Annotated in this window: 21 protein-coding genes and 1 riboswitch; of the genes, 12 read left to right on the top strand and 9 right to left on the bottom strand. The window is 70.7% G+C overall.

Annotated elements, in window-relative coordinates; genetic code table 11:
• The first annotated feature begins 16 nt into the window (after positions 1–16).
• From EDF55_RS13795 to ribH, 6 genes are all read left to right on the top strand, one after another.
• The gene (locus tag EDF55_RS13795; protein WP_123655540.1) at positions 17–2,104 is read left to right on the top strand and encodes a hypothetical protein; all 2,088 of its coding nucleotides are present in this window, start codon (positions 17–19) and stop codon (positions 2,102–2,104) included.
• Positions 2,105–2,260: 156 nt separating this feature from the next.
• Positions 2,261–3,676 carry an esterase family protein gene (locus EDF55_RS13790; RefSeq protein ID WP_260235971.1) on the top strand — a complete coding sequence of 472 codons (1,416 nt, stop codon included), beginning with the start codon at positions 2,261–2,263 and terminating at the stop codon, positions 3,674–3,676.
• Positions 3,677–3,744: 68 nt separating this feature from the next.
• Entirely contained in the window at positions 3,745–6,234 is a 2,490-nt protein-coding gene (locus EDF55_RS13785; protein WP_123655539.1) for a bifunctional lysylphosphatidylglycerol flippase/synthetase MprF, read from the top strand.
• A 57-nt stretch (positions 6,235–6,291) separates the two neighbouring features.
• Positions 6,292–6,426, top strand: a riboswitch (FMN riboswitch).
• A 109-nt stretch (positions 6,427–6,535) separates the two neighbouring features.
• Positions 6,536–7,186 carry a riboflavin synthase gene (locus tag EDF55_RS13780; RefSeq protein WP_123655538.1) on the top strand — a complete coding sequence of 217 codons (651 nt, stop codon included), beginning with the start codon at positions 6,536–6,538 and terminating at the stop codon, positions 7,184–7,186.
• Positions 7,186–7,920 carry a 3,4-dihydroxy-2-butanone-4-phosphate synthase gene (gene ribB, locus EDF55_RS13775; RefSeq protein WP_123655537.1) on the top strand — a complete coding sequence of 245 codons (735 nt, stop codon included), beginning with the start codon at positions 7,186–7,188 and terminating at the stop codon, positions 7,918–7,920. Before EDF55_RS13780 ends, ribB begins: the two co-directional genes overlap by 1 nt.
• Entirely contained in the window at positions 7,917–8,405 is a 489-nt protein-coding gene (ribH, locus tag EDF55_RS13770) for a 6,7-dimethyl-8-ribityllumazine synthase (RefSeq protein WP_123655536.1), read from the top strand. Before ribB ends, ribH begins: the two co-directional genes overlap by 4 nt.
• Before the next feature lie 247 nt (positions 8,406–8,652).
• Here the strand turns inward: ribH and EDF55_RS18865 are convergent, their stop codons facing one another.
• From EDF55_RS18865 to EDF55_RS13750, 5 genes are all read right to left on the bottom strand, one after another.
• Positions 8,653–8,823: a hypothetical protein gene (locus tag EDF55_RS18865; RefSeq protein WP_165931383.1), complete on the bottom strand. Its 171-nt coding sequence runs from the start codon at positions 8,821–8,823 to the stop codon at positions 8,653–8,655.
• A 67-nt stretch (positions 8,824–8,890) separates the two neighbouring features.
• A complete protein-coding gene (locus tag EDF55_RS13765; RefSeq protein ID WP_123655535.1) occupies positions 8,891–9,439 on the bottom strand; it encodes a TetR/AcrR family transcriptional regulator in 549 nt (182 codons plus the stop codon).
• A gap of 56 nt (positions 9,440–9,495) precedes the next feature.
• Positions 9,496–10,413: a carbohydrate ABC transporter permease gene (locus tag EDF55_RS13760; protein WP_260233394.1), complete on the bottom strand. Its 918-nt coding sequence runs from the start codon at positions 10,411–10,413 to the stop codon at positions 9,496–9,498.
• Positions 10,410–11,453, bottom strand: a complete 1,044-nt coding sequence (locus EDF55_RS13755; RefSeq protein ID WP_123655534.1) for a carbohydrate ABC transporter permease — start codon at positions 11,451–11,453, stop codon at positions 10,410–10,412. Before EDF55_RS13755 ends, EDF55_RS13760 begins: the two co-directional genes overlap by 4 nt.
• A complete protein-coding gene (locus EDF55_RS13750; RefSeq protein ID WP_260235961.1) occupies positions 11,450–12,751 on the bottom strand; it encodes an extracellular solute-binding protein in 1,302 nt (433 codons plus the stop codon). The genes EDF55_RS13755 and EDF55_RS13750 overlap by 4 nt, the downstream gene beginning before the upstream one ends.
• 183 nt (positions 12,752–12,934) lie before the next feature.
• Between EDF55_RS13750 and EDF55_RS13745 the strand changes: the two genes are divergently transcribed.
• Together EDF55_RS13745 and EDF55_RS13740 are read left to right on the top strand one after the other, a co-directional pair.
• Positions 12,935–14,977, top strand: a complete 2,043-nt coding sequence (locus tag EDF55_RS13745; protein WP_123655533.1) for an aldo/keto reductase — start codon at positions 12,935–12,937, stop codon at positions 14,975–14,977.
• Positions 14,956–15,984, top strand: a complete 1,029-nt coding sequence (locus tag EDF55_RS13740) for a LacI family DNA-binding transcriptional regulator (RefSeq protein WP_123655532.1) — start codon at positions 14,956–14,958, stop codon at positions 15,982–15,984. The genes EDF55_RS13745 and EDF55_RS13740 overlap by 22 nt, the downstream gene beginning before the upstream one ends.
• Before the next feature lie 40 nt (positions 15,985–16,024).
• Here EDF55_RS13740 and EDF55_RS13735 read toward each other — a convergent pair whose 3' ends face one another.
• Together EDF55_RS13735 and EDF55_RS13730 are read right to left on the bottom strand one after the other, a co-directional pair.
• Positions 16,025–16,591 (bottom strand): YbhB/YbcL family Raf kinase inhibitor-like protein, encoded by a 567-nt coding sequence (locus EDF55_RS13735; protein WP_123655531.1) that lies wholly within the window; start codon positions 16,589–16,591, stop codon positions 16,025–16,027.
• Positions 16,592–16,609: 18 nt separating this feature from the next.
• Positions 16,610–17,992: an MFS transporter gene (locus EDF55_RS13730; protein ID WP_221180760.1), complete on the bottom strand. Its 1,383-nt coding sequence runs from the start codon at positions 17,990–17,992 to the stop codon at positions 16,610–16,612.
• A gap of 119 nt (positions 17,993–18,111) precedes the next feature.
• Here EDF55_RS13730 and EDF55_RS13725 point away from each other — a divergent pair, with 119 nt between their 5' ends.
• On the top strand, positions 18,112–18,567 hold the full coding sequence (locus EDF55_RS13725; protein ID WP_123655529.1) for a MarR family winged helix-turn-helix transcriptional regulator: 456 nt from the start codon (positions 18,112–18,114) through the stop codon (positions 18,565–18,567).
• Here EDF55_RS13725 and EDF55_RS19245 read toward each other — a convergent pair.
• Positions 18,486–19,013 (bottom strand): IS5 family transposase, encoded by a 528-nt coding sequence (locus EDF55_RS19245; RefSeq protein ID WP_395870493.1) that lies wholly within the window; start codon positions 19,011–19,013, stop codon positions 18,486–18,488. The genes EDF55_RS13725 and EDF55_RS19245 overlap by 82 nt on opposite strands.
• Positions 19,010–19,432 (bottom strand): IS5 family transposase, encoded by a 423-nt coding sequence (locus EDF55_RS19240; RefSeq protein WP_395870361.1) that lies wholly within the window; start codon positions 19,430–19,432, stop codon positions 19,010–19,012. Before EDF55_RS19240 ends, EDF55_RS19245 begins: the two co-directional genes overlap by 4 nt.
• A gap of 242 nt (positions 19,433–19,674) precedes the next feature.
• On the opposite strand from EDF55_RS19240, the gene EDF55_RS13715 reads away from it, so the two are divergent.
• The 3 genes from EDF55_RS13715 to EDF55_RS13705 all read left to right on the top strand — a co-directional run bounded on the left by EDF55_RS13715 (position 19,675) and on the right by EDF55_RS13705 (position 22,548).
• A complete protein-coding gene (locus EDF55_RS13715) occupies positions 19,675–21,198 on the top strand; it encodes an MFS transporter (RefSeq protein ID WP_123655528.1) in 1,524 nt (507 codons plus the stop codon).
• 180 nt (positions 21,199–21,378) lie between these two features.
• A complete protein-coding gene (locus tag EDF55_RS13710; protein ID WP_123655527.1) occupies positions 21,379–21,888 on the top strand; it encodes a flavin reductase family protein in 510 nt (169 codons plus the stop codon).
• A gap of 45 nt (positions 21,889–21,933) precedes the next feature.
• Positions 21,934–22,548, top strand: coding sequence for a superoxide dismutase (locus EDF55_RS13705; protein WP_123655526.1), 615 nt, complete (start codon positions 21,934–21,936; stop codon positions 22,546–22,548).
• Positions 22,549–22,598 lie beyond the last annotated feature (50 nt).

Here is a 22,598-nt window from a genome sequence, read left to right as displayed (position 1 = left end):
ATCAGGAGTGATGACCATGAACAAGTACGTCTCCAGAGGGCTGTGGTTCGCCCTCTTCGTCGGTGGCCTGACGCTCGGAGGTGCTGCTGCGGCGAACGCGGCGACGACCTCCGGGGCTGACGGCACCGTGTCCGGGACCCAGGTGGCGCCGTCTGTCGACGCACCCGTGTCCGTCGCCGGGAACGCGCTCGGCCTGCTCGGCGACGCGGTGTCGTCGGCGGTGTCGGCGCCGGCTGCTCCGGCTGCTGCTCCCGCTGCTGCCGCTCCCGCTGCTCCGACCACCTCGGGGGCGGACGGTGTCGCGTCGGGGACCCAGGCGGTCCCTTCCGTGAGTGCGCCCGTGACCGTCGGGGGCAACGCCGTCGCGGTGGGTGGTGACGCGGCGTCGACCTCGTCGGCGCCTGCGGCTGCCGCGCCTGCTGCTGCCGCGCCTGCTGCTGCGGCGCCTGCTGCTGCGGCGCCTGCCGCTCCGGCTGCTGCGCCTGCGGCCCCGGCCACGTCCGGTGCGGACGGGGTCGCTTCCGGGACCCAGGTCGCCGGCGATGTGGCCGCGCCGGTCGACGTCTCCGGCAACGCGGTGTCGGTCGGTGGTGACGCCGTCGCGGCGTCGCCGGCACCGGCTGCCACTGCGCCTGCCGCTGACGCTCCCGCAGCTCCGGCTGCTGCTGCACCGACGACGTCCGGGTCGGACGGCACCGCCTCGGGGACGCAGGTCGTCCCCACGGTGTCGGTCCCGGTGACGATCGCCGGCAACGGGATCGCGCTGCTCGGGGACGGGACCTCGACTGGGACCTCCACGGCGGCTCCGGCCGCTCCGGCGGCTGCGTCGGGCGGATCCACGTCGGGCGGTTCCACGTCGGGCGCTGACGGCACGGCGTCCGGCACCCAGGTGTCGCCGCTCGTCTCGATCCCGGTGACGATCTCCGGCAACGGGATCGGTCTCCTCGGCGATGCGAGCTCCACCGGCTCGTCGTCTGCCAGCGCTCCTGCCGCTCCCTCCGTGGGTGACTCCTCGACGACCTCCGGGTCGGACGGGATCGCTTCGGGCACCCAGCTGACGCCGGCCGTCTCCCTGCCGGTGACGGTCTCGGGGAACGGGATCGGTCTCGTCGGTGACGGGACCAGCTCGGGTTCGGCCACGACGGTCCCGGCGACGGGCACGGGCACGGGCACGTCGGCCGGCACCGCTGGTTCGACGGATGGTTCGGATGGTGTCGCTTCTGGCACGCAGGTGTCGCCGGTGGTCTCTCTGCCGGTGACGGTCTCGGGGAAAGGGATCGGTCTCGTCGGTGACGGGACCAGCTCGGGTTCGACCACCACGGTCCCGGTGACGGGCACCGGCACGGGCACGGGTGCGTCGGCCGGCACCGCTGGTTCGACGGACGGTTCGGATGGTGTCGCTGCTGGCACGCAGGTGTCGCCGGTGGTCTCGCTGCCGGTGACGATCGGTGGGAACGGCATCGGTCTCGTCGGTGACGGGACCAGCTCGGGTTCGGCCACGACGGTCCCGGTGACGGGCACGGGTACGGCGGGTAGCACCTCCGGTGACGGTGGTCTCCTCTCCGGGACGCAGATCGTGCCCGTGATCGGGCTGCCGATCACCATCGGTGGGAACGGCATCGGCATCATCGGTGACGGGACCAGCACCGGGACCACCACGACCCCTGGTGACGGCACGACCCCTGGTGACGGCACCGACCCCGGTGACGGCACGACCCCTGGTGACGGCACGACCCCTGGTGACGGCACCGACCCCGGTGACGGCACGACCCCTGGTGACGGCACGACCCCTGGTGACGGCACGACGCCCGGTGACGGTGGCTCGACCCCCGGCGACACGACCACCCCGATCGGTGACGGCGGCTCCGGCTCGATCGTCACGGCGGACGTCGTGACCACCGCCGGCACGACGGGCGTCACCGCGACGACCGCTGCCGCCGCACAGGTGTCGACCCTGGCCGCTCGTGCAGCGGCGACCGCAGCGACCAGCACGCCCGCCGGTCTCGCGTACACCGGGGCGACCTCGCCGGTCCTGCCCGCGGTGTTCGCACTGCTGCTGCTCCTCGCCGGCGCCGGGACGCTCGTCCTCCGACACCGCCGCTGAGCACGGTCCACGCTGAGGGGCACCGGTCCGCCGGTGCCCCTCAGACCCACGCCTGGGAAGGAGCAGGACAGTGTCTGGGGGACGGTGATGGCGATGCTGTGAACAGCGGAAGCGCTCCGGCAGGCGCCCGGGAGCCGCGGAGCAGGACGATGAACCGTGTTCACCGCGCTCCTCCGCCTGCCGATCGTCTCCCCGGCCGTGCTGGTCCCCGTCGACGTGGTCGCGGGACTCCTCGTGCTCTGGGTGCTCGTTGGCCGTCGTCGTGGCGTCCTCGCACGTGCCACGGGCCTCCTGGCGGGGGCGGCGCTCGGCCTCGTCGTGATCTGGTGGCTCGGCGACGTCCGGGACGAGTTCGGCGTCGACTTCACGCCGGTGACCCGGATGTGGCTGACGTTCGCCAGCGCAGCGCTGGGGCTCTGCGCCGTCGTCGCCGTGCAGACCCTGCGGAGCGCGCGGAGCGCGCGGAGCGCGCAGAGCGCGCGGAGCGCGCGGACCGTGCGTGGCCGCGGCTTCCTGTCCGACGCACCGGAGCCCCGCCGCGCGGTCCGACGCCGCCTGTCCACCGCGATCGGAGCCACCGCGGTCGTCGCGCTCGCCGCCGGGCTGGGCGTGAACGTCGACTTCGGCGCCTACCGGACGATCGGGCAGGTCGTGACCACGAACCCGTACCCGGCAGGGACCCTCGGGCACGAAGACGCCGTGTCGGCCACCCCGCAGACCGTGGACACCGCAGCGTGGAGGGCGCCCGCCGGCATGCCCCGTCACGGCAGGACCCTGTCGGTGCGGATCCCCGGCACGGTGTCGCACTTCCGCGCACGGAAGGCGGTGGTGTGGTTGCCGCCCGCGGCGCTGACCCCGGACCCGCCGACGCTCCCGGTGCTGATCGCGCTGTCCGGGCAGCCCGGGCAGCCTGCGGACATGTTCCAGTCGGGCGATCTCGGCCGCACCCTCGGCGCGTACGCCAGCGCGCACCGGGGTCTCGCGCCGATCGTCGTCGCACCCGACCAGCTCGGCGCACCGGGGCGGAACCCGATGTGCGTGGACTCACGGGGTCTCGGGCGCAGCGCGACCTACGTGATGACCGACACGGTGCACTGGATCAGGACACACCTCGACGTGGCGTCGACGCCGGCCGGGTGGGGGATCGCCGGGTTCTCCGAGGGGGCCACCTGCGCGATGCAGTTCTCGACCGGACACCCCGAGGTCTTCGGCACGGCACTGGCGATCTCGAGCGAGCTCGCACCACGGAACGGATCGGAGCAGCACACTGTGCAGGTGGGGTTCAACGGATCCGAGGACGCGTACCGTGCGGCGGCACCGATCGCCACCATGCACCGGCACGGCCCCTACCGCGACCACCTCACCGTGTTCGGGTTCGGGCAGGACGACGCGCCGTACCGGGCGTCGACGACCGCGCTCCGCGCCGCAGCCGTGCGCGCGGGCATGCAGACGGCGCTCGTCGTGTCCCCGGGGTCGGCGCACGACTGGAACACCGTGCGGTACGTGCTCGCGCACGGGCTGCCGCCGGTCCTCACGCACCTCGGCCTCCCCGCGACGGCGGGCCCCCGGTGACCCGCGACGGCGGACGCCCGGTGACCCGCGACGGCGGGCCCCCGGTGACCCGCGACGGCGGGCCCCCGGTGACCCGCGACGAGCGCCGTGCAGCGACGCGCAGCTCCGCCGGCGCCACGGTCACCCGCACCCTCCGTCGGTACCCCGTCACCGCCGTGATCGTCGCCCTCGTGGTCGCCACATCCGCCGTGGGCATCGCGATGCGGGTGTCGCACGCGACGAGCACCACGGAGTCCTTCGGCCCGCTCCGGGTCTTCGCGGTCTCGACGGGTGCCGCCGCGCTCCTCCTCACCCTCGCCGGGGTCGTCGTGCTCGTCGGTGCGTCCGAGCGCCTGATGGGGTCGTGGCGGACGGCGGTCGCGTTCGTCCTGACGACCGTCGTCGGCACCGGGCTCGGTGCGCTGAGCGCGTTCGTCGACCTGGACGGCCGGGACGTCGGAGCGCTGCTCCTCGGGCGGGCGACGAGCTTCGACCCGTGGACGGCGGTCGTCGGGACCGTCGCCACCGCGAGCGCCTTCGCCGGTCCGCTGTGGCGCCGCCGGATCCGGGTGAACACCCTGGCGGTTGTCGCAGCGCTCTTCCTCTACGCCGGGCACGCGTCCGACCTGTACGCGGTGCTCGCGGCGGGGGCCGGGTGGGCGCTCGGCGAGCTGCTCCGCCGGACGCCGAAGCGCACCGGGTGGACGCGGAGCTCCCACCGGGAGACGCGGGTGCTCCTCGGCACCGTCGTGCTGGTGTCGGCGATCGGCCCGGTGATCGCCCTGGTGTCCCGGGCCCGCGTCGGGATCCTCGCGCCGATCGCGGCGGTCGTCGGCTCCGGCCCGGTGACGCCGGTCTCCGGCTGCACGTCCGACACCGCCGGCGCGGTGGCGAGGACGTCGGGGGAGTGCCTGCGCGGCCTCCTCGCGTACCGCGCGACGGACCCGTGGACGCTGCTCCTCGCGGTCCCGCCGCTCCTCGTCCTCGTCGTCGGTGGGCTCGGGCTCTTCCGCGGCAGCCGGTTCGCCGTCTGGCTCGTGGTGGTCGTCGACACGGTCACGGCCGTCGCTGCCGCCGTCACGTACGGTGCGGTGCAGGGGCGGCTGCAGGGCGTCGAGGACCGGTTCCTCGTCACGCTCTCGATCGCCGCGTCCGTCGTCGTCCCCCTCGCGACCGCCGTCGTGCTGGTCGTCCTGCGGCGGTCGTTCACCGTGCTCCCGACCCGGCGCCGGGTCGTCGGGTTCGCGGTGGTCGTCCTCGTCGCGGCCGGTGTCCTCGTCGCCGCGATGCTGGTCGTCGCGGACGCCTCGCCGACCCGTGTCGAGGACCCCTGGCGGATCGTCGTCGCCGCCCTCGGCCCCGTCGCACCGGTCACGTTCTGGGAGCAGGTGCCGGCGCTCGACCCCGGCCTGCGGTTCACCCTCGGGATCGCCGGCCCGCTGCTCTGGCTCGTCGTCGCCATCGCTGCGATCCGGCCCACCGGAGCGGCGCCGCAGGACACGGACGCCGACGGCACCCGCGCGGCGCGCGACCGCGCCCGTGCCCTCCTGACCGCAGGCGGTGGCGACACCTTCGGGTGGATGACGACGTGGCGCGGCAACGCGTACTGGTTCGCCGAGGACGGCCGGGCGGGGGTCGCGTACCGACGGAACGGCACCGTCGCCGTGACGCTCGGTGGTCCCTTCGGCTACGACGACGCGCGGGTCCCGGCGCTCGCCGCCTTCGCCCGCCACTGCGACGACAACGGCTGGACGCCGGTGTTCTACGGCGTCGACGAGGCGGTCGCCTCGCCGCTGCGCGCACTCGGCTGGGGAACGCTGCCCGTCGCGGAGGACGCCGACTTCGACCCCCGCGACTGGACGACGAGCGGGAAGAAGAAGCAGGACGTCCGCACCTCGGTGAACCGCGCCGCGCGCGAGGGGACCACCGCGACGTGGGCGAGCTGGCAGGACCTGCCGGCGGCGACGACGCGGCAGATCGAGGCGATCTCGGAGGAGTGGGTCGCGGACCGCGAGCTCCCGGAGATGGGCTTCACCCTCGGCGGGGTCGACGAGATGCGGGACCCCGCGGTCCGCACGCTGGTGGCGCAGGACTCCGGTGGCACGGTCCTCGCCGTCACGAGTTGGCTGCCCTCGTACCGCCAGGGACGGGTGGTCGGCTGGACCCTCGACGTGATGCGGCGGACGGGCGCAGCACCGAACGGCGTCATGGAGTTCCTCGTCGCGAGCGCCGCCGACCGGATGCGCACCGACGGGATCGAACGGCTCAGCCTCTCCGCGGCACCCCTCGCGCAGGCACCCCCCGCGCCGGCGCCCCAGGCACAGGCGCAGGCGCAGGCGCAGGCGACCGATGGCGTGCAGACCCTCCTCGACCTCGTGGGCGGTGTGCTCGAGCCGGTCTACGGGTTCCGCTCGCTTCTCCGGTTCAAGCTGAAGTTCGGCCCGGAGCTGCACCCGCTGGTGCTCGCGTACCCGGATCCGGTCGCGCTCCCGGCGATCGGCGTCGCGGTCGTCCGCGCGTACCTCCCCGACCTGTCCCTCCGACAGGCGGTGGCCCTGGCGCGCGGCCGGAACGCATGACGGTTCGTGACCCCGGCAGCGCCGCCGTCGCACGCCTGGGGTATCGTTCCGGGTACGCAAGCGCTCCGGGGTCGGTGTAATTCCGAACCGGTGGTGACAGTCCACGAGCGTCGGACGGGTGAACTCCCGGCCGGTGCTGACTCGGTGAAACTCCGGGACCGACGGTGAGAGTCCGGATGGGAGGCGCGCTGGCGGAAGGCACGACCGAACCCGGAGACCCATCACGGATCCCGGACCGGGCGTTCCTGCCGCTCTGCCGACGACCGTCGTGCACACCCGGAGTCCCGTTGAGAGGACACCAGTGTTCACCGGCATCATCGAGGAACTCGGCACCGTCACCGCCGTCGACCAGCGCGGCGACTCCGTCGCGCTCACCATCCGTGGCCCGCTCGTGGTCGCGGACGCGCAGCACGGCGACTCGATCGCGACGAGCGGCGTCTGCCTCACCGTCGTCGAGCAGACCCCGGACACCTTCACGGCGTTCGTGATGAAGCAGACGCTCGACATGAGCGCGCACGGTTCCCTCCGCGTGGGGGACCCGGTCAACCTCGAGCGCGCGGCCTCCGTCGGCGACCGACTCGGTGGCCACATCGTCCAGGGGCACGTCGACGGCACCGCGACGGTGCTCGAGACCGCGGACGGCGACGGGTGGCGCCGGGTCCGGTTCGCGCTCACGCCGGAGCTCAGCCCCCTCGTCGTCGACAAGGGATCGATCGCGCTCGACGGCGTCTCGCTCACGGTGAGCGCCGTCTCCACCGAGACGACCGCCCCGTCGGACGCCTGGTTCGAGGTCAACCTGATCCCGGAGACCCTCGCGGCGACGACGCTCGGCGACCGCGTCCCGGGCGACCGGGTCAACGTCGAGACCGACGTCCTCGCCCGGCACGTCCGGCGGATGCTGCGGCTCGACGCCGCCGCGCAGGTCCTGGAAGACAGTCTGGAGGCCCGGTGATGGTCGCCGAGACACGGCACGTCGACGACGTGGCGACTCCGGTGCCCGGTGTCGGCCACGAGTACGCCCCGGCACGCGTCCAGGGTCTGGCGAGCATCGACGACGCCGTCGCCGCCATCGCTGCCGGGCGTCCCGTGATCGTCGCCGACGACGAGGACCGCGAGAACGAGGGTGACGTGATCCTCTCGGCCGAGCTCGCCTCCCCGGAGTGGATCGCCTGGACCGTCGCTCACTCGTCCGGGTTCATCTGCGCCCCGGTGAGCGCCGCGATCGCCGACGCGCTGGACCTCCCGCCGATGGTCGAGACCAACGAGGACCCCCGCGGCACCGCCTACACCGTCACGGTCGACGCCGCGGCCGGGATCACGACGGGCATCAGCGCGCACGACCGTGCCCGGACGCTCCGGGTCCTCGCCGACCCGACGTCGGTCCGCGCCGACCTGCACCGTCCCGGGCACGTCGTCCCGCTGCGGGCGCGCCCCGGCGGCGTCCGCGAACGCGCGGGCCACACCGAAGCCGCGATCGAGCTCGTCACGGCAGCCGGGCTCCGTCCGGCCGCCGCGATCTGCGAGATCGTCGACGAGGACGGCAGCATGATGCGTCTGCCGCGCCTCGTCGAACTCGGGGCACGCGCCGGCGTGCCCGTCATCACCATCGCCGCACTCGTCGAGTGGCTCGACGCGGCAGACCGGGCGGCGACGGACGTCGCCCCCACGGAAGGAACAGCACGATGAGCGGAGCAGGCGCGGCAGACCGCGACCAGGTCGACGGCAGCGGCATCCGGGTGGCGATCGTCGCCGGGCAGTGGCACGACACGATCGCGGCGGGGCTCCTCGCCGGAGCCCAGCGAGAGGTCGAGCGCCTCGGCGCCGAGGCCACCGTGCTCCCGGTCCCCGGCAGCTTCGAGCTGCCGGTCGTGGCGAAGACGGCGCTCGAGAACGGCTTCGACGCCGCGGTCGCACTCGGCGTGATCATCCGTGGGGGCACCCCGCACTTCGAGTACGTGTCCGACGCGGCGACGAGTGGGCTCACCCGCGTGGCGATCGAGACCGGGAAGCCCGTCGGCTTCGGGGTGCTCACCCTCGACGACGAGCAGCAGGGCATCGACCGCGCCGGCCTGCCCGGCTCGAAGGAGGACAAGGGCGCCGAGGCCGCGCACGCCGCCATCGCGACCGCGGTCACGCTCCGCACCCTGCGCGGCGCCTCCGTCCCGGCCTGACCCGCCCCGCGCCGACACCCGCGCTCCGCGGCGCGGCCCCCGCGCTCCGGGCCGGCCGTCACGCACGCGGCCTTCGCGCCCCCACGCAGACATCGCGCCCCGTCACAACGGGGCGCGATGTGCGTATCGGGGCGCGACCGCGACCAGGGCGCATGTCCGGAACGCGGTTCCGCAGGGGCGCCGACGGCGCCCGGACGCAGAACGGGCCCCGCACCGAGAGGTGCGGGGCCCGTTCAGGTGCGCTGACTCAGCGCTTGCCGAACACGTGGATCGGCAGGAAGAACGAGAGCGACATGAGCAGCACGCCGCCCAGGAAGACGAATGCCTGACCCGAGCTCACCTGGAACGCGACGCCGAACAGGTACATCGACACCAGCAGGAGCAGGATCGAGAAAACAGCGGCGATGACGCGGCCCACAGTGGTACCTCCGGAGATCAGGCGGGTGGATCGCCCCCAGTCTATCCCCAGGCAGGGGTGTGCTGGTTCACGCAGCGGGCTTCGTGGACACGAGTCGGTCCACCACGACCAGGAGTGACTCCATGTCGACGGTCGCGCGGTCGGGCCGGACGTCGCTCGCCGCTCCGAGCGAGGCGGCGTGGTACAGACCGTCGCCCATCAGCTTGATCGCCTGCGCGGTCGGGGCGTCGCCGAGCGCGTCGACGAGGGTCGCGAGCCAGGCATTCTCGGTCTCGTCGAGGGTGCGGCCGGCCTCTTCGTACCCGGCCTGCTGCAGCCGGCTGGCGGCGAGGAGCGCCAGGTCGAGCTCGCTGCCGACGAACTGGCAGTTGCGGACGAAGTACCGCGCGGGGCCGTCCTCGGCGTCCCGCATCCGGTCGACGTCGATCGCGGAGAGGTCGGCGAGCCGGTCGCAGAGTCCCTCGACCAGGGCCGCCTTCGAGCCGAAGTGGTAGAGCAGGCCGCCCTTGGACACCCCCGCCCGCGCGGCGACGGCGTCGAGGGTGGCGGTGCGCTCGCCCTCTTCGCAGACGATGGCGACGAAGCTGTCGAGGACGCGGTCGCGAGCACTTGCCATAGGGGGAGTCTAGGGAGTGCCGGGCGGCGGGACGCACTGCCCCGCCGCCCGCACCGTCAGCCCTTCAGCGCACCGGCCGCGATGTTCGCGATGAAGTGCCGCGACCCGATGATGAACACCCCGATCAGCGGGAAGACGCTGATCACCGCACCGGCCATCACCGCGCCGAGGTCGGTGGCGTTCACCGAGCTCAGCCCGGCGAGGGCCACCTGGAGCGTCTGCCCCTTCGGGTCGATCAGCACGATCAACGGCCAGACGTAGTCGTTCCAGGCGGTGATGAACGTGAAGATCCCGAGGAACGCGAGGCCACCGCGGAGCATCGGCACCGCGATCGACCACCAGGTCCGGAAGAACCCGGCGCCGTCGACCCGGGCGGAGTCGATGATCTCGTTCGGGATCGACCCGGTCGCGAACTGCCGGAGGAGGAAGATCCCGAACGCGTTCGCGGCTCCCGGGACGATGAGCGCCTGCAGCCCGCCGATCCACCCGAGGTGCGACATCAACACGAAGCTCGGCACCAGGGACAGGCTGCCGGGGACGAGGAACGTGGCGAGCATCACGGTGAAGAGCGACCGCTTGAACGGGAACTCGTACTTCGCGAACGCGAACGCCGCGAGCGAGTCGAACACCATCACGAGGACCGCGGTGCTGCCGGCGACGATCACGGTGTTCAGCAGCGCCCGGAGCATGTCCACGTTCGCGAACACCGACGCGACGTTCGCCATCGCGTTGCTGCCGAACCACATCGACGGCGGGTACCCGAAGATCTCCGCGTTCGTCGACGTGGACATCACGAGGAGCCAGTAGAACGGGAAGATCGAGAGCACCACCCCGACCACCAGGCAGACGTGGGTGACGAGCGTCCCGACCCAGCCGCGGCGGAAGCCGTGGCGCCGGTCGTCTCCGGCGGCACCGGGGCGCCCGAGGGCGGCGGCGGTGTTCGTGGTCGTGGTGGTGGGCTGTGTCGCGGTCATGCGTCGACCCCCTTCGTGGTCGAGCGGACGGGGCGGACGGTGCGCGCGGTACGCAGACGCCTCGGTGTCTTCAGGCCGTCGCGTTCGCTGAGCAGGCGCCAGTTGATGATCGCGAAGACCACCGAGAAGAGGAACAGCACCCAGGCGATCGCCGACCCGTAGCCGAAGTCGAACTGGTTGAACGCCTGCTCGTACTGGTAGAGCACGATCGTCATGCCGGCCTCGTCCGGGCCACCGACCGAACCGCCGTTGAACAGGATCTGTGGCTCGGTGAAGAGCCCCAGCCCGCCGATCGTCGACGTGATGAGCGTGAACAGGATCACCGGCCGGAGGAGCGGGACGGTGATGCGGGAGAAGATCTGCCAGGTGTTCGCGCCGTCGACCTTCGCGGCGTCGTACAGCTCCGTCGGGATCGACTGCAGCCCGGCGAGGTAGATGATCGCGTTGTAGCCGGTCCAGCGCCAGATCACCATCACCGAGATCGTGACCTTGATGCCCCAGTACGACGACAGCCACCCGACCGGGTCGGCGCCGAGCGTCCGGAGTGCGGCGTTCACCAGGCCGAAGCCGTCGGAGAAGACCGAGCCGAACACGATCGCCATCGCGACCATGCTCGTGACGTTCGGGATGAAGAACGCCACCCGGTAGAAGCCCTTCGCGCGGATGTTCCCGTGCAGCAGGAACGCCAGCACGAGCGCCAGGAAGAGCATCGGGATCGTCGACATGATCCAGATGAGGAAGGTGTTCGCGACGGCGTTCCAGAAGCGCGGGTCGCCGAGCAGGTACTCGTACTGCGCGAACCCGACCCACGCGGGCGCGCCGATGCCGTCCCAGTCGGTGAAGGACAGCACGATCGAGAACACGATCGGGAAGAGCCCGAAGACGAGGAACAGGACGTAGAACGGCGCGATCGCCACGTACTGCGGCCAGAACCGCCGGAGACCGAATCGCTTCCCGGTGGCAGCGGTCGTGATGGAGGAGGTGGGCGTCCCGACGACGGCGGGGATGCTCGTCGTGGGCGGGGCCTGCTTGGTGCTCATGCGGCGACCCCGCGCTTCTCGAGGACACGGTTGGTCTGGTCGACGGCGTCCTGCCAGGCCCGGTCCGGGTCCTTGCCGGCGGCCTCGACGTTGGTGATCTCGGTCGCGAAGGCGCCGATGAAGCGTTCGTTGTTCGAGATGTAGGTGACGGGGACGTCCATCGCGGTGTCGCTGAAGAACCCGAGCGGGTCCTGGTCACCGAAGAAGTCCCCGGGGTTCCGCATCAGGCCGTTCTCGAACGACGACGGCGTCGACGGGAACAGCTGGATGTCGTTGTAGGTGTGCGACTGCACCTCGGGGGAGGTGATCCACTGCGCGAAGGCCACGGCGGCCGCGGGGTTCTTCGACGTCTTCGGGACGGCGAGGAACGAGCCGCCGCTGTTGCCCGGACGCTCCGGCTGGCGTGCGATCCGCCACTGCCCGGACGAGTCCGGCGCGGTGTCGTGGATCACCTGCGTCCACCAGGCACCCTCGATCTGCCCCGCCACACGGCCGGACACCCATCCGGCGTTCTGGTCGGTGCCGGACTGCAGGTTGCCGGTCACGCCGGACTTCGCACACGCGACGGCGTTCTCCCACGCCTTGCGGATGCTGCTGTCGTCCCGCTCGAACACGGGCTGGTCGTCGCGGTCGAAGTACCGGGTGGGGCTGGCGTAGACGTACTGGTTGAAGAGCTGGTTCGCCGTGATCACCGTCGCGACGTCGGCCTTCTTGCGGAGCGTCGCGCCGAGCTTCCGGAAGTCGTCCCAGGTGGTGATCGAGGCGGACACCTCGTCCGGGTCCGTCGGCAGTCCGGCCTTCGCGAGGACGTCCTGCCGGTAGAAGAACCCGGTTGGCCCGGTGTCGACCGGCCAGAAGCACTGCCGGCCGCTCGGGGTGGTGCCGAGGGCGCGCTTCCAGTCGTAGTACTCGCTCTTCTTCGCGGTGCCCCCGTGCTCGTCGAAGTCGGTGAAGAGGTCCTCGTCGGGGAAGTACAGCCAGCAGTTCGAGTTGACCATGAGCACGTCGGGGATGAACGCGTTGCCGGCGAGCGCGGTCCGGAACTTCGTGTCGTACGACGCCCCGCCGATGAGGTCGGGACGGAGGCGCATCGGCCGGTGCCCGTCGATCCCGGCAGCGGCCCGCTTGAGGAACTTCGGGTCGAGCGACCGGTTCCAGTACCAGAGGACGAGTTCGTCGGGGTCCTTCGAGATGGACGTGCCGGTCGAGCACCCGGCAAGGAGGGCGGCGGCGCCGAGGGCACCTGCGCCGGCGAGGAACCCCCGCCGGCTGAGACTGATCGATGGCGTTGCTGTCACTTCTGGACCTGCTCTCGTCGTTGAGATCGGTTGCCGTGAACGCTCGACCGTGAACGCTCACGAAGTGGATCAGAGCATGCTCTGACCGACACGCCGTGTCAAGCAACGATTGCGTTGCGGCACCGGGGCGGGCGCGTTACCGTCGTCGTGACCGTGAAGGTTCACGAGACGAACAGGATCCGCATGTCAGCGCAGACCGCGACCACCGCAGGCACCCCGACCGGGGCCACCCACGACACCCCGGGATGGGCCGTCCTCGGGCCGGGCAGCATCGCCCGCCGCTTCCTCTCCCAGCTGCCCGCGAGCGCTGCCGGGGCCACCCTCGTCGCCGCCGGCAGCTCCTCGACCGAGCGGGCGCAGGCCTTCGCGGACGACGCCGTCGAGCACGGCTTCGCGGACGTCGCCGCCCGCACCTACGACGAGGTCCTGGCCGACCCGGACGTCGACGCCGTCTACGTCTCGACCGTGCACACCGGGCACGCGCACCTCGTGCTCGCCGCGCTCGCCGCGGGCAAGGCCGTCCTCTGCGAGAAGCCGCTGTCGCCGAACCACGGCACCTCGATGGCGCTCGCGGACGCCGCCAGGCAGGCGGGGCTCCCGCTCGTCGAGGCGTACATGTACCGCTTCCACCCGCAGACCGCCGCGCTCCTCGACCTCGTCCGCCAGGGCGCGATCGGCGACGTGACCCACATCGACGCGTCGTTCGCGTTCCGCGCCGGGTCCCGGACCGGTCGACTGTTCGACGTCGACACCGCGGGTGGCGGCATCCTCGACGTCGGCGGCTACCCGGTGACGATGGCGGCCGCGATCGTCCAGGCCGCCACCGGTGTCGCCGTCGCCGAGCCGACCGAGCTCACCGCCGCGGGGACCCTCGGGCCGACCGGCGTCGACGAGTGGACCACCGCGACGCTGACGTACAAGGGCGGCATCACCGCCGACGTCCGCACCGGCGTCCGCGTGCAGGACGACAACGCCGTCACGGTGCACGGCACCACCGGCAAGATCACGCTCACCGACCCGTGGACCCTCGGCGACGACCCGACGATCGAGATCCGCACCGTCGACGAGGACCCGCGCACGCTGTCCTTCGCCGGTGCGAAGCCGTACGCGCTCGAAGCCGACGCCACGACCGCGGCCCTCGCAGCGGGTCGCGTGGACGTGCCCGAGTACACGGTCGACGAGTCGCTCGCCACCGCCCGCACGCTCGACAAGTGGCGCGCCGCGATCGACCTGCGTTACCCGTTCGAGGCCGAGACCGCGGACATCCCCACGGTGAGCGGCCGCCCGCTGGCCGTGCAGGACGGCAACCCGATGCGGTTCGGGGAGATCCCCGGCGTCGGCAAGCGGATGTCCCGTCTGGTGATGGGCGTCGACAACCAGCCCGACCTGGCGCACGCCAGCGCCATCTTCGACCTGTTCGTCGAGCAGGGCGGCAACGTCTTCGACACCGGCTACATCTACGGCGGCGGGGTGCTCGAAGGGCGGCTCGGCAAGTGGATCCAGAACCGCGGCATCCGTGAGGACGTGGTCGTCATCACCAAGGGCGCACACACCCCGAACTGCGACCCGGAGTCCCTCAGCCGCCAGCTCCTGGAGAGCCTCGACCGCCAGGGCACCGACTACGCGGACATCTACATGATGCACCGCGACAACGAGGACATCCCCGTCGGGGAGTTCGTCGACGTCCTCGACGAGCACCGTCGCGCCGGTCGGATCCGTGTCTACGGCGGTTCGAACTGGAGCCTCGCCCGGTTCGACGAGGCGAACGCGTACGCCCGCGCCAACGGCAAGCACGAGTTCGAGGTCCTGAGCAACCACTTCGGCCTGGCCGAGGCGTACGACGTGCCGTGGGCCGGCTGCCGCCACGTCACGGACGCGGCGTCGAAGGCGTGGCTCGAGGAGCGTCAGGTGCCGCTGCTGCCGTGGTCGTCGCAGGCCCGCGGCTTCTTCACCGGCCGTGCGACGCCAGAGGACACCAGCGACGCCGAGCTCGTCCGCTGCTACTACTCCGACGAGAACTTCGAGCGACTGCGCCGGGCGTCCGAGCTCGGTGCGCAGTTCGGCGTCCCGGCGACGGCGATCGCCCTGGCGTACGTCCTCAACCAGCCGTTCCCGACGTTCCCGCTCTTCGGACCGCGTACGATCGCGGAAGCCCGTTCCTCCATGACGGGGCTCTCCGTCGAACTCACTCCGGAACAGGTGGCATGGCTGGACCTCCGCGACTGACCGACGCCACCCACCCCGGTGAACCCGGCGGCCGGGCGACGATCATCGACGTCGCCACGGCCGCCGGGGTGTCCCGGCAGACCGTCACCCGTGCGATGAACGGGATGACCGGCATCAGCGCGGCGACGAAGGAACGGGTGCTCGCGGTCGCGGAGCAGCTCCGCTACCGGCCGTCGCGGTTCGGCCGCGGCCTGGTCACCGGCGGCGACCACCAGCTCGGGCTCGTGGTCAACGACCTCAGGAACCCGTACACCCCGCAGCTCGCGGCCTCGGTGTTCCAGCTCGCCGCCGAGCAGGGCTGGAACGTGATGCTCGCGGACGTCGACCTGGCGAGCGACCCGGACCGGATGGTCGCAGCGCTCGGTGCGCAGACGGACGTCGTGATCGGGTACTTCGGGGACCGACGTGAGCGCTGGAACGACCTGCTGGGCACGGTCCCGATGGTCGAGCTCGACCCCTCCTCGGACCCGCCGACCGCCGCGGTCTGGATCGACCCGAGCGACGGGATCGAGGTCCTCGCCGACCACCTCGTCGCCACCGGCGTGCGTCACCCGGTCGTCCTCGACAACTCCTCGCCGGAGCACACGAGCGTGCGCGGAGTCCTCATGACGGATGCGCTCCGCCGCCGTGGCTACCTGCCCGACGTCGTGCACGCACCGCACGGCACCGCCGAGTGCGGGGCCGAGGAGACGGTCCGCATCCTCGGCCGGAAGCGTCGGCTCGACGCGATCCTGGCCTTCAACGACGTGATGGCGCTCGGCGTGCTGCAGGCCTGCCGTCGCGCCGGCGTCGACGTCCCCGGTGACGTGCGGGTCGTCGGCGTCGACGGGCTGCCGCTCGGCGCGCTCGTCTCGCCGCAGCTCACGACGCTGGCGGTGGACCTCGACGAGGTCGCCCGCGAGGCGCTCGACCTCGCCCTCGGCATGCTCGCGGGCGAGCTCCCGCGCAACGGTCCGACCGTGCAGCGCACGGTGCGCCACCGTCTGCTGCTGCGCGAGTCCGCCTAGGGCGTGTTGCTCAATGTGTTGATGGTGTTTGTTGGGTGGTTCAACGGATTTCGTAGGTGCCGTCGAGGCGGGCGCGGGCGATGACGTGGCCGGTGATGGCGTGGATGGTGTTGTCGAGGGTGAAGGTGTCGGCCAGGGTGATGTGTTGGTCGAGAGCGAAGAGTTGGAAGACGTAGGAGTGGGGTCCGTGGGAGCGGATGGGGAGGGGGCCTGAGTAGCCGCGGCGGCCGAGGGCGCCCTTGCCGTGGGTGAGCCCGCGAAGGGGGCTGGGGTGGGTGAGAGCGTTTTCCGGGATGCTCCCGAGTGCTGGGTCGATACCAATCGTGAGCGCGTGAGTGGCAGGTTTACCGAAGGGGACGTCGGGGTCTTGGACGATGAGGACGAGTTCCTGGGTGCCGACTGGTGGTGTTGTCCATTCGAGGGCCGGCGAGATATTCGGTCCGCGCATTCGGCCGCGATGCTTTTCGGGAATGGGTGTCCCGTGGGTGAAGGCGGGGCTGGTGAGTGTGAAGGTTTCCGGTGCGTGGAGGGCGGGGTCGGCCCAGGCGAGGGTGTGCTGGCCAGCACGTCGGTTGCGGAGGAGAAGTCCGAGGGGGTTGGCAGGCATGATTTATGGTTCCTTTGTTTAGGCCTGGGGTGTGGTGCGTGCGGGGGTGCGGAGGGTGCGGTCGAGGAGGGTGAAGGCGATGGCGGCGATGCTGACGCCGATCATGATGAGACCGATGGTGTGGACGCCGCTGTCGTCGGCTTTGGTGTGGAAGACGATGCCGGTGATGGCGGAGGAGGCGATGGAGCCGATGTATCCGAAGGTGCGGAACAGCCCGGATGCGACGCCGAGTTGTTCGGGTGGGGCTTGGGTGTAGAGGGCGAGTTGGTTGCCGCTGGAGGCGGTGCCGAGGACGACGCCGAACATGACGGTGATGATCACGATCCAGACGATGTTCGTGTTCGAGGTGAGAAACAGCACACCGCAGGACCCCAACAGACTGGCGAAGGCGGCGATGATGACGGGTCCGCGGACGAGGTTCCGGCGGGAGATCGGGGCGACGACGATCCCGGAGATGATGCTCATCGGCAGAAGGAGGAGCCCGGCGCTGAGGGCAGATATCCCTCGGGCGGATTCCATCCATTGGGTGATGCCGTACATGACGATGTAGACACAGAGGGCGACGAGGGCATAGCGGAGGTAGGTGCGGGTCAGGGCCGAGTTCCGTACTAGGAGTCGCACGTCAAGGAACGGCGATGCCGCGCGCAGTTCCCAGAGCGTGAGTGCTGCGAACAGGATCACGGCGCCCGCGAGCAGGAACCAGTTCGGGGCTTGCAGGGAGAACAGGAACAACAGCAGTGCCACCATCGCCAGGCCGAAACCGATGATGCCAGGTAGATCGATGCTCGAGAGCACGCCGCGGGCTCCCTTGCGTTCGTGTGGGGCCGGGTCTCGGGGGATCCAGATCAGCGCCGCCGCCAGGGCGATCAGCGCCACGGGAACGTTGGCGAAGAACACCCACCGCCACCCAGCTGTCTGCACGAGGACCCCGCCGATCGGCAACCCGAGTGCCGCGGTGGCAAGGCCCGCGATCTGCAGGCCGCCAAGCACGCCACCCGGGGGCTTGTCCATGCCGGCCGATTTCGCGCGGCGTTGGATCAGCATCATCGCCGACGGGTACGCGCAGGATGTGCCCAGCCCGATCAGGACCCGAGCGATCAACACCATCGGAAGGTTCTGGGCAGCCCCGCCGAGGACACCACCGAGCAGCACCAGGATGATCCCGGCGAGGAACACCCGGCGTGCACCGATGACCGCAGCGACCTTCCCTGCTGTGGGCTGCGCGATTGCGCTGGCCAGATACAGGGCAGTCACCAGGGATGCGGTCTGTCCGATCGGCACATGCAGCCCGGAAGCGATCGGGACCAAGGCCGTCGCGATCATCGAGCTGTTGATCGGGTTCAGCGCAGACCCGACGAAGAGAGGCGTGGTGAACCGCCAGGAGAACGGTTTGGCGGTCACGGCTGATGTGGCGGCGGAAGCTGGTGAAGGCATGAGGTGCTCCGAGGGAAGAGGCCGCAGCCCAGTCAGGTCGATGTTTAGGTCCACTAAAGACCGTCTTTTAGGTACACTAATGACTCATGGAGACGAACGCAAGCCCTGACCGGTCGGCCAACGGAGCCGATGCTGGTCTTGGCGGTCAGGTGCGGGCAGCGGTGGGGCGGCTGTACCGCCGGTTCCGCAGCGAGCGGCCCGAGGGCAGCCTCGGTGATACGGCATTGGACGTGCTCACCTGGCTGCACAAGAACGGTCCGCAGACCCTCACGGAGCTGAGTGAGTACGGCCACGTCGCTCCGGCATCGATGAGCCAGAGCGTCAACCGGCTCACGTCCGCGGGTTACGCGGTCCGCACCCCCGACCCTCAAGACGGGCGGAAGGTTCTCTTCCGCACCACTGCGGAAGGCGTGGAACTTGCCCGCGCTACCCGAGCCCAACGTGACGCCTGGCTGGACACTCAACTTCGAGCACTCAGCGACGAGGACCAGCGGGCAATCGCCCGCGCCTGCTCGCTGTTGACCAGCATCGCTGACTCTTGACTGGCAGCCGTAATCCACATCAGCGTTGCGGCAAGGCACAGCGCGGCGTGGTAGTTCCGGGCGGTCTTGTCGGATCGCACTGCGATACCTCGCCATTGCTTGAGCCGGTTGAAGCATCGCTCGACGACATTTCGCCGCTTGTACTGGTCGGCATCGAATTCGATCGGTCGGCCTCGGCGTTTACGACGGTGGGCGATCTGGTCAGCCCGCTCGGGAATCGTGGTCTTGATGTCGCGGGCCCTGAGCCAGGCCCGGTTGGCCTTCGATGGGTATCCCTTGTCCGCCAGTAGCCGGTCCGGCTTCATCCGCGGCCGCCCCGCGGTCGGAACACGGATCTGGCTCATCGTCAGGGGCAGCATGATCGTGTCGGCGAACTGCCCGCCGGGAAGAACGAAGCCCAACGGGCGGCCTTTCCCGTCACAGACCAGGTGTGTTTTCGTGGTCAGCCCGCCGCGCGACCGGCCGATGGTGTGGTCAGCGGGTTCGGGATGGGAATTGTTGTCATTTTCGCGGACCCTTTTTTCGGCCTGGGCAAGGTGGCGCCATGCTGGTGGACTCGGGCAATCGTCGAGTCAATCGACGCCACCCAGTCCACGTCACCGCTCTCTTGAGCGATGCCCTGAACATGTTCGAGCAACTTCGCCCACACACCGGCCTCGGCCCAGCGGTCGAAGTTCCGGTAGATCGTGTTCCAGTTCCCGAACCGCTCAGGAAGGTCCCGCCACGTTGCACCCGTCCGGAACCGCCAGATCATCGCCTCAACAACCGTTCGACGGCCCACCGGTGGCCGACCGCCGCCCTTCACGGCAGGAAAAATCGGGCCGATCAGTGCCCACATCTCGTCCGAAAACACATCACGCGACACCCCTCAAGCATCACCACTCGCCCCTCCCCAAGATTTAGCAACACGCCCGAGCGATCGGGGGCCCTGGAGGGGGCCAGGAGACGGCCTGGAGGCTCGTGGCGGCGTCGTCACGAGCCTCCGGACCGTCTCCTTGTTGCGTTTGCAACGTTACCCGTCCAGACGGTACAGTAGACGGGTCCTGCCGGGCGGCGTGACGACTTCCGCGCCCGGAGCAACACCCTCGAAGTCCGTGGAGCACCACCATGTCCGCACTCCTCACCAGCCCGATCGCCACCCGTGTCACCACGAGTCGGGCGCGACGGTTCCTGGCGCTCGCCGTGCTGATGCTGCCCGTCCTCCTCATCTCGATCGACAACACGATCCTGAGCTTCGCGCTGCCCTCGATCTCCCGCGCCCTCGACCCGGACGCCACCACCCAGCTCTGGATCGTGGACGCGTACCCGCTCGTGCTCGCCGGGCTCCTCGTCGTGATGGGCAGCATCGGCGACCGCATCGGGCGCCGGAAGATCCTGGTCATCGGTGCCACCGGGTTCGCCCTGCTCTCGGTCGCCGCGGCCTTCGCCACCGACGCCTGGATGCTCGTCGCCGCCCGCATCGCCATGGGCGTGTTCGGCGCGATGCTCATGCCCGCGACGCTGTCGATCATCCGGAACGTGTTCCCGCACGCGGGGGAGCGTCGGATGGCACTCGCGGTCTGGTCGACCATGTTCGCCGCCGGCAACGCCCTCGGCCCGCTCGTCGGCGGCGTGCTGCTCGCGCACTTCCACTGGGGGAGCGTGTTCCTCGTCGCGGTGCCGATCCTCGTGCTCATGCTCGTCGGCGTGCCGTTCTGCGTGCCGGAGTCCCGCGACCGGAACCCCGGGCCGGTCGACGTCCCGAGCATGCTGCTCTCGCTCGGCACCCTCGCGCCGATCGCCTGGGCGATCAAGTCGATCGTGCACCCGGAGGAGCGTGGCCTCGCGATCGCGATGGTCGCCGTCGGCGTGCTCTGCGGCGTCGCCTTCGTGCGGCGGCAGCTCCGCACCCGCACCCCGATGCTCGACCTCCGGCTGTTCCGCAGCACCGCGTTCACGGGCAGCGTCCTGATGAACATGGCGGCGATGTTCTCGCTGACCGGGTTCCTGTTCTTCATCGCCCAGCACCTGCAGCTCGTCGCCGGGCTCGACCCCTTCACCTCGGGCGTCGTGCTGGTCCCCGGGTCGGTGCTGACCATCGTCGCCGGACTCGTCGTCGTGCCGATCGTGGCCCGGGTCGCACCGCGCTGGGTCGTCGCCGTCGCGCTGCTGTTCTCGGCGGCCGCGTACGGGATGGTCGCGGTGCTCGGCCACCACGCGTCGATCGTGGCGCTGGCGTTCGCGTTCGTGCTGCTCGGCATCGGGATCGGCGCGTCCGAGACCGTCACGAACGACCTCATCATCTCGACCGCCCCGGCGGACAAGGCCGGCGCGGCTTCGGCCGTCTCCGAGACGGCGTACGAGATCGGTGCGGTGCTCGGGACGGCCGTGCTCGGGACGATCCTCGCGACCGCGTACCGGGCGCACGTGTCGGTGCCGAGCGGGCTGTCGTCCTCGGCCCACACGGCGGCGCAGGAGACGCTCGGTGGTGCGGTGTCCGCGGCGACCTCGCTCGGCGGGTCGGCCGGTCAGGCGCTGCTCGACTCGGCGCGGGCGGCGTTCGACTCCGGCGTGACGATCACGTCCGGCGTCGCGGCGGTGCTCATGGTCGTCGCCGCTGCCGGCGCCGTCGTGATGCTCCGGCGGCGCTGAGGTGCCGCACCTCGCACCGTGCGACGCCGCCGCTCCGCGTCACACGGCGTCATCCGGCACGCCCGGGATGAGGCGAACCTGGGAATCGTTGACCTCAACATAGGTTGAGGTCATACGTTGGGAGATGCCCGCCAGGACAGCGGGTCACCCACTCCCGAACGAGGAACGACCACGACTCCCATGCCCGAAGCAGCACCGGCCACCATCGCGGACGCGTACAAGTCGGCGTTCCGCGGTCACCCCGCCGGCGTCGCCGTCATCACCGCCGAGGGGCCAGACGGCCCGACGGGGCTCACCGCCTCGAGCGTGGCGAGCGTCGCGATCGACCCGCCCGTCCTGGTCTTCTCGCTGTCCACCCAGTCCGGGTCGGCCGGCATCGTCCTCGGAGCGCCGCTGTTCGTCGTGCACCTGATGGACTCGCACGGCGTCGCCCTGGCCAAGCGCTTCGCGTCCACCGGCAGCCCGGCGGCCGACGACCCGATCTGGGGCATGCTGCCCTCCGGTGACCGCTACCTGCCGTCCGCCGCGTCCGCCCTCCGCTGCCGTCCGCTCTCCACGACGCCGATCGGCAGTTCGACCGTGGTCGTCGCCGAGGTCCTGGACATCGTGCTCGGCTCCGAACGGGGCGAGCCGCTGGTCTACCACAACCGGGAATTCCACTCCCTCACCGATCGTTCCCGGCTCTCGTGAGCCGCGGAGCACCATCCGCCAATCCACTGATCGAAAGGAACTCACATGGCTGAGTACACCCTGCCGGAGCTGCCGTACGACTACGCCGCACTCGAGCCGCACATCAGCGGCAAGATCATGCAGCTGCACCACGACAAGCACCACCAGACCTACGTGACGGGTGCGAACACCGCGCTCCAGCAGCTCGCCGAGGCCCGTGAGTCGGGCAACCTGGCGAACGTGAACAAGCTCGAGAAGGACCTCGCGTTCAACCTCGGCGGTCACGTCAACCACTCGATCTTCTGGACCAACCTCGGCCCGGACACGAAGGTCCCGGAGGGCGAGCTCGCCGCTGCGATCGACGAGTTCTTCGGTTCGTTCGAGAAGTTCCAGGCCCAGTTCACCGCCGTCGCCACGGGCATCCAGGGCTCCGGCTGGTCCGTCCTCGCCTGGGACACCGTCGGCCAGAAGCTCACCACGTTCCAGCTGTTCGACCAGCAGGCGAACGTGCCGTTCGGCCTGGTGCCGATCTTCATGCTCGACATGTGGGAGCACGCCTTCTACCTCGACTACCTCAACGTCAAGGCGGACTACGTCAAGGCCGTGTGGAACATCGTCGACTGGGAGAACGTCGCGGCTCGCTTCGCGAATGCCAAGTCGCAGTCGTTCGTCACGCTCTGAACGCACTGACCTGACGGACGGGAGGCCCGGTGCCAGCTGGCACCGGGCCT

Source organism: Curtobacterium sp. ZW137 (assembly GCF_003762905.1).
GTDB lineage: Bacteria > Actinomycetota > Actinomycetes > Actinomycetales > Microbacteriaceae > Curtobacterium.
Note: the sequence above shows the minus strand (reverse complement) of the source record. Positions and strands in the feature narration are given on the sequence as shown.

Excerpts from the sequence above, each read along its gene's own strand:
- EDF55_RS13795 (WP_123655540.1), top strand. The coding sequence starts at position 17 with ATGAACAAGTACGTCTCCAGAGGGCTGTGGTTCGCCCTCTTCGTCGGT.
- ribB (WP_123655537.1), top strand. The coding sequence starts at position 7,186 with ATGGTCGCCGAGACACGGCACGTCGACGACGTGGCGACTCCGGTGCCC.
- ribH (WP_123655536.1), top strand. The coding sequence starts at position 7,917 with ATGAGCGGAGCAGGCGCGGCAGACCGCGACCAGGTCGACGGCAGCGGC.
- EDF55_RS13765 (WP_123655535.1), bottom strand. The coding sequence starts at position 9,439 with ATGGCAAGTGCTCGCGACCGCGTCCTCGACAGCTTCGTCGCCATCGTC.
- EDF55_RS13760 (WP_260233394.1), bottom strand. The coding sequence starts at position 10,413 with ATGACCGCGACACAGCCCACCACCACGACCACGAACACCGCCGCCGCC.
- EDF55_RS13755 (WP_123655534.1), bottom strand. The coding sequence starts at position 11,453 with ATGAGCACCAAGCAGGCCCCGCCCACGACGAGCATCCCCGCCGTCGTC.
- EDF55_RS13745 (WP_123655533.1), top strand. The coding sequence starts at position 12,935 with ATGTCAGCGCAGACCGCGACCACCGCAGGCACCCCGACCGGGGCCACC.
- EDF55_RS13740 (WP_123655532.1), top strand. The coding sequence starts at position 14,956 with ATGGCTGGACCTCCGCGACTGACCGACGCCACCCACCCCGGTGAACCC.
- EDF55_RS13735 (WP_123655531.1), bottom strand. The coding sequence starts at position 16,591 with ATGCCTGCCAACCCCCTCGGACTTCTCCTCCGCAACCGACGTGCTGGC.
- EDF55_RS13725 (WP_123655529.1), top strand. The coding sequence starts at position 18,112 with ATGGAGACGAACGCAAGCCCTGACCGGTCGGCCAACGGAGCCGATGCT.
- EDF55_RS13715 (WP_123655528.1), top strand. The coding sequence starts at position 19,675 with ATGTCCGCACTCCTCACCAGCCCGATCGCCACCCGTGTCACCACGAGT.
- EDF55_RS13710 (WP_123655527.1), top strand. The coding sequence starts at position 21,379 with ATGCCCGAAGCAGCACCGGCCACCATCGCGGACGCGTACAAGTCGGCG.
- EDF55_RS13705 (WP_123655526.1), top strand. The coding sequence starts at position 21,934 with ATGGCTGAGTACACCCTGCCGGAGCTGCCGTACGACTACGCCGCACTC.